The organism is Sphingomonas sp. 2SG, assembly GCF_005503285.1.
GTDB lineage: Bacteria > Pseudomonadota > Alphaproteobacteria > Sphingomonadales > Sphingomonadaceae > Sphingomonas > Sphingomonas taxi.
This window is the reverse complement of the sequence record NZ_SCMZ01000002.1, coordinates 192,399-203,994: the sequence shown is the minus strand read 5'-3', so window position 1 is coordinate 203,994 and position 11,596 is coordinate 192,399. Positions and strand designations below refer to the sequence as shown.

Sequence of the window (11,596 nt, the reverse complement as noted above, 5' to 3'; positions counted from 1 at the left end):
GTCGTTCTAGACGCAACCCTATCAGTTCAATCTGCATCACACAATGTGATTGCTTGTGTTGGATGTGTGTCGGCGCGTGCTGGTCTGCCATCTACCTATCCTGCACCTTTTTGGCCGCACATCACCGCAGTTTCATAGCAAAGCCGTTACGCACCCTGAAACGCTCAAGAGACGAGCTAACCCTGGCGCTCTAACTTGACGTGAAGACGGGCGGGGACCAGACCGCTATTAATCGCGCTTGGAATTTTGAACGCGCATCTTACTTTCCAACCGTTTTCACGTTCCAGCCCCTGTCTGCAGTAGTATCATAGACGATCACGTTCATACCCTCCATGCCTTTAGATCTCATAAACCCAAATAGCCAATTCGAGCGCGCAGCCCTGAACTCGTTCCAACTGGGCAAACCTCCGACAAATTCGATAGGAAGTTGGGGAAAGGTGTATCGCCCATAATCACCGCGACTTGCAAAATCTAAGGTCTCCTGAGCATCAAGCTGCCTAGTCAAACTAGCCAAACGCTTCGGAACAAGTATGGTGTTTAACACGCCTCTCACCTCAACGTCGGAACTCTCAACGAAAGAGGGCCGATCGCCCACTTCAATTTCCGCTTTTGAGTAGAGAAAGGAAGGCTCTAGATCGGCAACAGCATCATCGGGAAGCGGCACCCCAACCGAACCTTCCATCGCCACTATATAGGCGCAATTAGTCGTTGCCCAAAGTGCTTTCCTTGACTTTCTCGAAACTGATGAGAAATCAACTATCCGAAGATCGTCGTCGAGCTCGATTGCACGATCGGCCCCTCGTTGCAGGGCTCGAAAATGCGAAACAAGACGCGTGTTCGCAGCGGCTTCATATGCACCAGAAAAGCCTGCATGCCAAAACCAGTTAGTAAATAATTCAGGAGCATCTCTGAGCCGGCCCCGAGCTGCCAATGCTATAAACGGTGGCAGAAGGTTTAGATAGGGCATGTAATCTCTGCGGATAACCCCGCAGTGCGCTCGAAGAAATGTTACCACCTCGCTGGCAGCCAATGCAACTGCGTCCCATTCCTGCTGTATGTCGTACTTTGTCAGTTCTAAAACAGCTGCCTGCCGGAGATCATTGGATCGAAGCAGAGCAATAGCCTGCAATAATGGTAGTCCATCATCGCCGAAAAATGAATTTAGCTCTAATGACGATTCCCTAGCGCTGATCCACTTCTCTCTGAGGTTCCATGAGGCATCAAATGATTTTGCAACAAGCAAATCAAATGTGTTTAAGGTCAATCCTGTTTTATTTACTTTTTCAAAGATTCGAGCTATCGCGGAAGGCTCAACCTCACGATCTAATTTAACAACCGGAAACTCGTAGTCATGGATTGCACTTAACCGATATGTATAGAGGTTCGTAATCAACTCTTTTAGATTTTTTACTCTTAAGTCGTCCTGTACGGTAGCCAACAGCTCATCCCGCCAGGTAAAGAAGGTGGTGGGCGATTGAAGTGCGGAGATCGGTATAATTCGCTCTTTCAGTTGATGCTGAGTAGACGAGAAATGTCGATCCCACAACCGGCGGCGGATTGACAGAATACCTTCCTCGATATCCTGATCATCGGACAAGTCCCACCGAATTGCGTAAAGAGACTCCCCTACACCATACAGAGCTTGAAAGAGGGAGGTTAAGCGTTGCTGACCATCAAGAACGCCGTATAGAACCTTTTTTAAGGGCGGCGCGCCATCCATAGGGCGCATTGCAAACAGCTCACTTTGCCCTTCTAGAAGCAGAAGGCTCCCCGCGGGCCAGCCAGCAAATACGGTCGCTAGTAGCGATCGAACGTCTGTTTCGTTCCAATCAAAATCACGTTGGAACTCGGGTATGCCAATCCTTCCACCGCCAATACCGTCCACCAGCCGCCCAAGGTGGAACTGCTCAACCGAAGTATTTGAATACCGCATTATACAATCCTGTCGGCAAAGGTAATTGGTAATCCACCCAAACGAGATAATTGCTCACGATACCAGCTCGATGGATAAAAGCCACGATCACCTACATGCATATAAAAGTATTCGGTATCAGCACCAAGTCTTCCTGTAACCGATGATACGACCAGTACCGTTACGTCATCGCACGTAACCAGTGTATATAGCGGCCTATTGTCAAGCAGTCGTACTGCTATACTGCTGTTTTTGGCTAATTGTCCGCTGTCGCGTAGCGCCTTCCAAGTTCGTTCAATTCGTTCAGCTGCCTGCTTAACAGAGGCTGTATAAGCTGCGGTGTCGACGGCGAGAGATGCCGCAACATCAGCGGCGTAGCCTTGATTCACGTCGCAAACGAAAAAAGTAACATCAATTGGACGTGTTTTACCATTCTCGAATAGACTTATAATGTGAGCATCTATCCAGGGCAGCGGGTCGGTCAATAGAAAATACATTTCTGATTTTGAGCGGAAAACGCCACCCCAATCTACCGATCGTAGTTTTCCTGACTGCATTACTTGCTGGGCCGCCAAATTACGGCTCATACCAGATAATTTTAGCATTTCGCGATAAACGTTGCGTCTAAGCGCAATTTCAAATATCAACTGCAACAAAGCTGTTGACACAATTGTCGTCATCAGCGCGACGACGGTACTTTGTATCCATGGCGTCGCTATTTTACTGCTTAGCCCAGTACCAAGAAAACCTAAAACGGCAATAAAGAACGCTAAGAAGAGCGCTTTCCAGTTTGTCGACTCACCAACACTTCCAAGATCGTCTTCACTTGCCATACGCGCGCACGCCCCCCTCCCCGCCGGCTTCATCGGTGAAGCGTTGACGTATTCTAAGCCATAGGACGAACGCATGTCGACCCGGCGCCGCGTAGAAAACAGTTTATGTCGCGGCGGGGACATAAAGCCTTCCGTCCGATGCGGATGTATTGTGAGTGGTGCGCGAAATCGAGGCTGAGCGCTCGGTCGCGTCGCGTCCAAGCTGAGAGACCGCTTATTGATCGCCACCAGTACTTCTTTAACGTTTGCTCAAGCACAAAAGTCGGCCCATTTGGGTATACTCTCGCGGATCGTCAGCAAGAGACACTTTTCGCGTCTAAATAGGGTTGCGCCCGTTCAAAAGAGACGTATGACTCTAATGGTCTAAAGTCTATTGAGACGGAGTCGGTGATGCTGGTGGGCTACGGTCGTGTTTCAAGTTCTTCGCAGGATTTGGATATCCAGCACGACGCCCTTCGTGCCGCCGGTTGCGAAAAGCTTTTCATGGAAAAGGAAAGCGGCACCTCCACCGATAACCGCAAGGCCCTCTCCGATGCCCTCGAATTTATCCGCGAAGGCGATTGCTTCATCGTGACCCGGATTGACCGCCTTGCGAGGTCCGTAAGCGACTTGGAGACGATCGTCGCTAAGGTGAAGGCCAAGGGGGCATTCCTGAAAGCCGTAGACCAGCCTATCGATACGTCATCCCCCGCCGGAGTCGCTTTCCTTCAAATGCTCGGCGTCTTTGCGCAGTTCGAGACAGCAATCCGCAAGGAACGCCAGCTTGAAGGCATTGCCAAGGCGAAAAGCGAGGGGCGCTACAAGGGCCGTAAACCGACCGTCAGCGTCGAACAGGTGAAGGCCATGAAGGCAGAGGGAGTTCGGCCTGTTGATATTGCCAGCAAGCTCGGGATCGCCCGTGCTAGCGTTTACCGCGCCCTTGCTGCTTAAATCGCTATGACCTTTGGCAAGCCTTTTCGTGCCATCCCCATCAAAGAAGGAAGGTTATTTCGCCGCAAGCGTCGCTTCGCGTATTGGAGTTCCTGTAGTCGTGCTTAGTGCCGCCGCCGTTGCCGAGTTTGAGCGCGATCTGCTGATCGAGCCGACACAGGCGGGTCTTAGTCGCGCCAAGGCTGCTGGTAAGGCTCTCGGGCGTCCACAGACGCTGTCTAACGATCAACAGGACGCTGTACGGGTCGCTCGCGCCGCCGGGGTGTCCCTAGGTGTGCTAGCAAAGTTGTATGGCGTATCCCGTGCTGCGATCCAGCGGGTGAACAAACGCGCTATCTAAAAGGGCTGTTTGGTCTGGGTCGTGGTACCGGCGGTTTTCGGTGGCTGGCTCACTAAATCGCAACGCCAACGAAGTTAGCAACGGAGGCAGTCCGAAACTAATGGACCGCCTCCCGCTTCTTAAAACCGAATTCCCATACCATAAACAACCTGATGACGCTTGGGTTCGACGCTTGCCCGAACATCGTCGCTAATTACAGATTTGTCGCCATAGCCGGTATAGACGTACTCAAGGCGTCCGTATACGCGACCGCTCAATGTGCCTTCTATTCCACCGCCTACGTGGAAGCCATTAAAGTTACGACCCTCGTTTTCATCAGCGAGAAGTAGGTCGTTGTCTTTGTAATCGATCGTGGCGCGACCATTGGAATAGCCGCCCTTAGCATACAAGGCGAATTGTTCGCTGACAGGTACGCCTAAGCGCACACCGGCAGTCAGATTGCGGCCCGAACGGAGGCAAAGGCGGTCGTTGCCATAAAGCTCGCCACATTCCTTAGCCGTGGAGTCTTCAATGCCGACGTAGCCGCCGAGAAGCACGTTGTTTAGGGCATAGTCATAGCCGAGTTCGCCGCCATACACGACTCCGCTTTTGCTCGCGCTGCGGCTGATGCTATTTACACCGTCGGATACTGTAGCCTCAATACGCGGACTATCCCATCCGACCCTGGCTTCGATACGCGCGCCGGTGAATAGCGGGTTGATAGCTTGAGCCGAAGCTGACGATGCCATCAACGTGGCAATCGACACAGCCCCCAATACGACGAATTTCATTGATACCTCCCGAACCGGCAACGCTGCCGGCCGGCTCTCTTAAGCATGCAGACAGTTAACGATATTTTACTATAGACGTACCTAACGTCCTTAGAGCATCGACGTGCCATGTTTGAGTACGCTTTGTCACCGACCATCTGCGCCTATTTAATAAAAGTCCAAAGCGGCAAGCATGTTTGAAGCACCACAATATTAGGTCCCATGCGGTCCTTTATACTACTAGCACATCAAAGAACCCACAGGCCTCGCCAATCCCGTTGACACCCCATGAAATCCGTTTTCCTACGTTCTTTCAAAAGCTGGGGGTGATGATGCAGCGATGTGGTTCTCACAGCAATTGTCAAATTCTGACCTTTAAGCATGATATTCGACGTTGCCTCTAAGTGGTTGCAACGTAACATCAAATGGCGCTAACCCCCAAAATTCCTACGGGGGAGTATATAGGTTGAAATTGAACAGAGTTAGTTTGGCCGGCACTATAACATTGGCCGTCCTACTTGCAGGGTGCGGTGGCGACGGAAGTTCTGGCAGCGGGAGTGTGCCCGTGGTTGTCGCGCCGACGCCAACTCCGACACCGGCTGCTACTCCAACGCCGACGAACACGGTTCCGGTCGCTAATCCCGGCCCTAATCAAAACGTATTGACGAAAACTTCTGTCACGCTGGACGCTAGCAGTAGCGTCGATGCCAATGGTGATACGCTGACGTACAAGTGGGCGTTTAAGTCGCGACCTTCGGGTAGCACGGCGGCGCTATCATCTATAACGGATGCAAAGCCGACTTTCATGGCAGATATTGCCGGAATTTATGTGGTGACCCTGATCGTAAACGACGGCAAAGTCGACAGCCCGCCAGTTGATGTTACGATCACGGCTTCTGTTGCCAACGCGGCTCCCGTCGCTAACGCCGGCCCGGATCAGAATGTCAAAAACGGCTCCGTCGTAACTCTTGATGGTAGTGCAAGCAGCGACGCTAACGGCGACGCGCTTACCTATCAGTGGACCATGGACGCCCGTCCTACCGGCAGCACGGCGGCGTTGTCGTCTGCTACCATCGCAAAGCCGGCATTCATTCCAGATGTTGCCGGAAATTATGTCCTCTCGCTTATCGTTAGTGACGGCTCTTTAAAGAGCGTGGCGGATAGCGTGACGATTACGTCGAGCAGGACGAACGCGGCGCCTGTCGCTAATGCGGGGAAGGATCAGAACGTCCCCACACGCTCGACTGTTACGTTGGACGGTCGAGGTAGCAGCGACGCTGATGGCGATGCGTTAAAGTATGATTGGAATTTGACCTCGAAGCCCACTGGCAGCACGGCGTCTCTATCATCAAACGGCCAGCCAATTACTAACTTTACCGCTGATGTTGCGGGGACATATGTAGCCACGTTGGTAGTGAACGATGGAGCCGTTGATAGTTCCCCTACGACGGTGGCAATCAAAGCGGTAGCGCCGTCGTTAATGCTATACAGAGTAGACGAATTTACTGGGCAGCGAGAGCTTCTGACGTTGCCTTACACCACCTCTGCGACAATCCAGAAGTCGCAGACTTGCGTAGGATCGGGTTGCCCGGCGACAGTTACTATCGACAAATTCAGTTTTTCGGCTAGTGGTGGAAGCTTCACCATCCAAGATGTTACCGCGGTCAATCTGACCACCGGCTCCAATGTTGCCGCGTCCTTCGGGAACTTGACCAACGGCACAGTGGTGCAGAACGGGCAAGCGTTCAACTTTAGCCTTGAGTCGGGCTTTACGCGTGGTCAGAGCGTGAATCTGCGTTATGAGTTTACGATAAAGGAAACTGGCGATAAGTTCTCTTATACAGTAGAGCTTAGGACAAACTGATCTAGATCAATGTACAAGAATAAGGCGGGGTGTTTCCCCGCCTTATTTTTTGTCTAGCTAATGCTCATGCAATAGGTAGGCATATAGGAAGTGAATTAACAAGCCACCCTTGGACAAAATAGAACGGGTGAAAGCGCATACAAGAGTCGTATATGACGACGACGCTTCTTTTAGAAACTTTGCCTAGCCATCGTGCTGCTAATACTGCCGTCAAGCATTGTAGAGCGATCTATCGCCTGTTCTACCTTGCAGGAATGCGGAAGGTGGTAGGGGCGACAGGGGCAGCGAACTTTGGATTACACCAGAGTAATAATGCAATTCAAAACGGGGGCGGGATTTCCCTGACGAATCGCGCCACCGTGATTTTGTTGCTGGATAGCACGATACCGGCGCTCCACAAGCCGCCGGCAAACAAGCTGATGGCCTCTAGCTTAGTGCCATCGACGTTTCTTATATCCTTTTGTCTCAAAAGGTCGCTTGGCCAGCTTTCGCTGTAAGCGTTAATTGAACTAATACTCGTTATCGGGAATTGTGCGAGTGCGGTTCGCCCGTTAGTGATTTGAGTAGTTGATGCCTTGGGAAACTTACCACGGTCTGACGGACGCCTCGAAACATAAGCCCGATTTGATCGAGCGTACTCGTCATCAATGCTAAGCTTTGCACCGATGCCACGCTTTTGCTGTAGAGCGGCAAGAAGTCGGATCACCTTGAAGCTACGCCGTGCGGTATCAGCCTCTGCCTCAAAGAAGTCGTAGCTTTTTCCATCGCAGCGTGAAGCGGCGGCATCTTTGATAGCCCAACGATAAAGCTCTTTCGTATAAACCTCCGCGGCCCGCGCTGGTGGAAGAGTGCCGTTCATCCGTGTCACCGGTGATAACTTGACGGTTACCCTTGTCTTCTCACAAAAGTCCGCTTCATCAGAAGGTCGGGCTGCTGTATACAGCCGTATTTCACTTACGATAGGGCTTTCTGGCGGGGGCGGCGGCATTATTCCTATGGGGCCCACACTAGCTTCAACGATTGGCGGATGATTAGGCGCAAGCAGAGCATCACCCAACTCTGCCGGTGTCATAGTCTTAGCTTGCTCTAAGGTTATAGCCGGGCCGTTTTGGCGTACATCGACCGTCGCGATCATCAGCAGCAGCGTCAGCATCTAATTATCGCCCCTTTTGCCAGTGAAGGTAGCATTTAGGATTTACATCTTAGTTCTATGTGCAACATCTACAACCTCGAACTCTTCCGCACAATGCGTTGTCTATCGTGAGGTTCGGCTATCACGAAGTCCTAGAAACGCGCCGACCCTGTCATACCGGCCCATTCACATTTTTAAGCGCATTTTTCCGGCATCCTCACACTAGCTGTGCTTAGAAGGCAAATCGTCCGGTATCTGCCACCGCAGCCATTTACAGCCCCGTACAGCGCCAGTTGCTTATTAGGCTACCTACGTAGCGCTCGCATCCATTTCGGCGTCGGCTGGCGCATTTTCGGCGCCTTAAAGGCGACACTGCTAATCGTTCGGTTCTGCCCGATCATCGAGCAATCTCATTTGTGTTTTGGTTCGGTCAGCTTCATGACCCTGTGTCCAAGGCCGACCATGATGGTGTGCAGATGAGCGACACGGATGATTTGATCGCCCTTATCTATGGCGAGGGCTTTAAGACGGGAGCCAATCCCGATGGAACGCGTCTCGACTGCCCATTTTGCGATGATCGGTTGGAGCTTTGTAGGGCATGGCTTGCGGGCTTTAGCACCGGACGCATAACGCGGAAGGCGAATGGCTGACGTGTCTCGATACGGATGCGTAAACGGGAAGGTTGGAAAAGCGAAGGCATCCGCATGATCGCCATCGGATGCCTATCCTTAGTCATTCTGCCGCTTATTGGGCTTGCCGTAGGGGCTACGTCGGTGGGCCATACCTAGCGATCTGGTTTGCGGTAGCCGGACTCATGCTAGCTGTGCTGGTTTGCGCCGTTTCAGCATTGGCTTTGGCGAAGGCGGGGCGGCGTTAGGCTTCAAGCCCCGTATGAGCCCCGTAGAGCGCCATTAGACGTCAGCCCTAGCCCCCCATCCGCCGCCGCCGCCTTGGCGTCCGATGGTACATTTACGGTCTGTTGCGCGTCGAACGCGACCGGACAACGAAAAAGGTTCAGATACATGGCTGCGGGGGCCTTTGTCTCACCCCCTTTCTCATACACTTTATGCTACTACTTCTACCAAATGAAACGATCAACGATATTAAATAACTTAGTAATATCGTCACTATTAAATAACTTACTATTAATTACTCGATTGTGGGCGGGATGTAATCACACAAAAAGTGAAATTCAAGAATTGTCAGCTGCGGTAGCGCGTGCTTCAACACCCTCCTCAAATCGGAGCACCATGATGATCACAGCCAATAGTATCCCTACTACAAATCTTCTCGAACAATGCTTTCTCATAGTAATCGGTAGAATTGTTCACGTGGAAGGTAGCAATATTGAGGACTCACACCAATCAGGAAGGAACATGATTGATTCTGCGCAAGCGTCATCTCTTCGCCAAATTTATGGTGAAGATTATATAGATTTGGTTCAAATGCCTACTCGGATCGAATCAGCTATATCTGATCGCGGAATCACTGCGCAGCTGAAGGCTTCTATCGAGTGCCACAGCGTCGAGCATTTTGAAGCGGTAAAGGCGCGGATCGTCATGGGCTGGAACGCGCTGAACGGATTGGCAGGTGTACCATACGTGGGGCGCTGCGACTCTGCATCAGAAGCCAGCGCATTCATTAAGCCTGAATGGCGCGGCCTCCTCTGATTAGGGCCTTAGAAGCGCCGGGGCGGCTAAGACCGCCCCGGCGTCCTTGATGAGGAACAATCCGCCACTTGATCACAGGCGCCAACGCGTATTCGGCTTTGGCTCCGGTAAAAGCTAACCGCGGAGGGGAATGCTCCTGCATGCCGGATAGCGGTCAGAGAATGCAGGACACCGGACCTTGGTGTCTATGCTGCTAAGCTCGCTTCCGAACGTCGAAAGTAGTAGCCACGCCCAAAATAGATACCATGCGCTCTTAGTGCCCCTTCAAGCCGCGCGTCTCTATTAATTTTGCTTAAGTAGCTTGCTCCTGATCCACCACAAGCTGCCGTTACATCACCGAAGGAAAGCATGGTTCGCCCCTTCATCATATAGGTGATAACTTCTAGAGCCTTGTCCGCCTTTTTCATTCTCATCTTATTCGCTGGCATCCATCGCTCGATGCTGCAACCCGGAAAGGTACGACGGATAAGATCGCGGCGGTCGTCGCTATCGGGCATGATGAAGTAGGCGTTTGCTACCCCACACTCCCCGCCATCCCGAACGCGCACCCGGCACCTGCAAACCGCCTGATAGACGTTATGCATGAACTCGCTGTCCGCTTGTTCCTTCCGCTTCTCTTCATCTACAACGCCGGTAGCGTTTCCCGTCGCCACGATCGCCAACGCATCGTAAGCCCGATCGCCATAGTGGAGGGGGCCGACGATCACGACATTCTCGAAATCGCGATAGGCGTTCGTCCCGAGGTGGCGCCCCCATGTGATGACGGCTACCATTGAAGGATCGTCAATCATCCCGGCTAGATCGGGTGGCACCGTCGAACGCCCGTCATCATCCGGTGGTGCAAATTCCTTAGCCATGACGATGAGGAAGCGTTCGCTCGGTTTGGAGTTCACCGCCTCTGCAATGGCCTTGTAGATAGATCGCCGCTCATTGGGACTGCGCATCGCGCTTTTTCCGGCCCCACGGTCGTCCCAATGAATCGTCAAGTTGCTATAGCTCAACATCGCAGGATCGAGCTTGACCACGTCGATGCCGTAGGATGACCAATCGTCGTAGCGGTTCGAAAGGCGAGCAGACGCGTCGAGGACGAACAGCGGGCCAATATCGCTAGGCAGGGCTTTACCGATGCCGATGAGGCTTCCTTCCATTCCGGTAGCAGCGCCCATGTACGCCTTCGATCCCGCGAGCTTGGCTATCACTTCTAAAGTCCGCCGTGGAAGAGCCCCGATATTGGCCTTCGATTTTAGTAGCCGATCCGCCGTTTCTCTAAGATCATCAGGGACGGCAATAGAGCCGCCAACAGGAAGCGCGGTGGCGGCTACCGCCATATCGTAGAGTCGCGTCCGATCGCTGTCTTTCATTGACTTCAAAGCAGACGGAAGGGCCATCAAATCATCGACAGCGAACGAAGCAAATTCCGCTGCGGTCAGCGCCTCATCCCACACCCTTAACGCTCTTGGCATAGCTCTGTAGTAGAAGCAGGAGGCATCCGCATACTTGTCAACCTTAGCCAACTCACGACGTGCCTTGGTCTGTGTTACGAACAGGACTGGAACATGGTTTGCCTCATGGATGCCGGCGCCCCGTCCGGCGTAATCACTATTTGATGTATATACCGCGTAATCGTCTTTATCTAATCCGGAACCCGAAACGTAGGCATCAACTTCCTGTAGAGTAGCAAGGAAAATGATAACGCCCCCGCCCCGGAAGCTGCTTGATTTGTAGTCTCTTATCAGCTTCTGGGTGGTAACAGACTTACTGGTTCCACAATCACCGCTCATCACATAGACAGCAGGCTTTAAACGAAGCAACAAAGCCTCTTTCATTTTCGCTTCTAGTATCGAGTAGGATCGATCAATCTTCTCAGCTACAGTAAAAGAGGTTGAAATATGAGTAAGCTGCTTGTCTGGAGACAATCTATCAAGAGCTTCATCTGATAGATTGGTAACGTAGTTTTGCATTTTTTCCTTCAATAATCATATTAGTCCATAATATCTAAATATATGGAAATGGACTAATTCCGATATATACCCTTCCATTTGGGCTGGCGCAGCTAGTGAAAGCTACATTGGTCGATAGTCGACGTGACCTATGATACTGCTTCCGGTATACGGCGAAGCCGCAACCGTAGTCAGCCCTTGACGATCAGCGGCGAACGAGGCGTGG

8 protein-coding genes are annotated in these 11,596 nt (G+C 52.0%); 3 read left to right on the top strand and 5 right to left on the bottom strand.

What is annotated here, in order from left to right; translation table 11 throughout:
• Positions 1 to 259: 259 nt before the first annotated feature.
• Complete coding sequence (locus tag FFS23_RS02010; RefSeq protein WP_137897231.1) at positions 260 to 1,933, bottom strand: GmrSD restriction endonuclease domain-containing protein; 1,674 nt, start codon at positions 1,931 to 1,933, stop codon at positions 260 to 262.
• Complete coding sequence (locus FFS23_RS02005; RefSeq protein WP_137897230.1) at positions 1,933 to 2,820, bottom strand: hypothetical protein; 888 nt, start codon at positions 2,818 to 2,820, stop codon at positions 1,933 to 1,935. The genes FFS23_RS02010 and FFS23_RS02005 overlap by 1 nt, the downstream gene beginning before the upstream one ends.
• 315 nt (positions 2,821 to 3,135) lie before the next feature.
• Here FFS23_RS02005 and FFS23_RS02000 point away from each other — a divergent pair, with 315 nt between their 5' ends.
• Positions 3,136 to 3,675 (top strand): recombinase family protein, encoded by a 540-nt coding sequence (locus FFS23_RS02000; protein WP_212742894.1) that lies wholly within the window; start codon positions 3,136 to 3,138, stop codon positions 3,673 to 3,675.
• Positions 3,676 to 4,134: 459 nt separating this feature from the next.
• On the opposite strand, the gene FFS23_RS01990 is transcribed toward FFS23_RS02000, so the two are convergent.
• Complete coding sequence (locus tag FFS23_RS01990) at positions 4,135 to 4,785, bottom strand: outer membrane protein (RefSeq protein ID WP_137897228.1); 651 nt, start codon at positions 4,783 to 4,785, stop codon at positions 4,135 to 4,137.
• A gap of 544 nt (positions 4,786 to 5,329) precedes the next feature.
• Between FFS23_RS01990 and FFS23_RS01985 the strand changes: the two genes are divergently transcribed.
• Entirely contained in the window at positions 5,330 to 6,628 is a 1,299-nt protein-coding gene (locus FFS23_RS01985) for a PKD domain-containing protein (protein WP_137897227.1), read from the top strand.
• Positions 6,629 to 6,947: 319 nt separating this feature from the next.
• On the opposite strand, the gene FFS23_RS01980 is transcribed toward FFS23_RS01985, so the two are convergent.
• Positions 6,948 to 7,781 (bottom strand): hypothetical protein, encoded by an 834-nt coding sequence (locus FFS23_RS01980; RefSeq protein WP_137897226.1) that lies wholly within the window; start codon positions 7,779 to 7,781, stop codon positions 6,948 to 6,950.
• 1,229 nt (positions 7,782 to 9,010) lie between these two features.
• On the opposite strand from FFS23_RS01980, the gene FFS23_RS01975 reads away from it, so the two are divergent.
• Positions 9,011 to 9,430, top strand: a complete 420-nt coding sequence (locus tag FFS23_RS01975; RefSeq protein ID WP_137897225.1) for a hypothetical protein — start codon at positions 9,011 to 9,013, stop codon at positions 9,428 to 9,430.
• Between the two features lie 185 nt (positions 9,431 to 9,615).
• Here FFS23_RS01975 and FFS23_RS01970 read toward each other — a convergent pair whose 3' ends face one another.
• On the bottom strand, positions 9,616 to 11,391 hold the full coding sequence (locus tag FFS23_RS01970; protein WP_137897224.1) for a hypothetical protein: 1,776 nt from the start codon (positions 11,389 to 11,391) through the stop codon (positions 9,616 to 9,618).
• Positions 11,392 to 11,596 lie beyond the last annotated feature (205 nt).

Coding starts and splice junctions, on each gene's coding strand:
- FFS23_RS02010 (WP_137897231.1), bottom strand. CDS start 1,933: ATGCGGTATTCAAATACTTCGGTTGAGCAGTTCCACCTTGGGCGGCTG.
- FFS23_RS02005 (WP_137897230.1), bottom strand. CDS start 2,820: ATGCGTTCGTCCTATGGCTTAGAATACGTCAACGCTTCACCGATGAAG.
- FFS23_RS02000 (WP_212742894.1), top strand. CDS start 3,136: ATGCTGGTGGGCTACGGTCGTGTTTCAAGTTCTTCGCAGGATTTGGAT.
- FFS23_RS01990 (WP_137897228.1), bottom strand. CDS start 4,785: ATGAAATTCGTCGTATTGGGGGCTGTGTCGATTGCCACGTTGATGGCA.
- FFS23_RS01980 (WP_137897226.1), bottom strand. CDS start 7,781: ATGCTGACGCTGCTGCTGATGATCGCGACGGTCGATGTACGCCAAAAC.
- FFS23_RS01975 (WP_137897225.1), top strand. CDS start 9,011: ATGATGATCACAGCCAATAGTATCCCTACTACAAATCTTCTCGAACAA.
- FFS23_RS01970 (WP_137897224.1), bottom strand. CDS start 11,391: ATGCAAAACTACGTTACCAATCTATCAGATGAAGCTCTTGATAGATTG.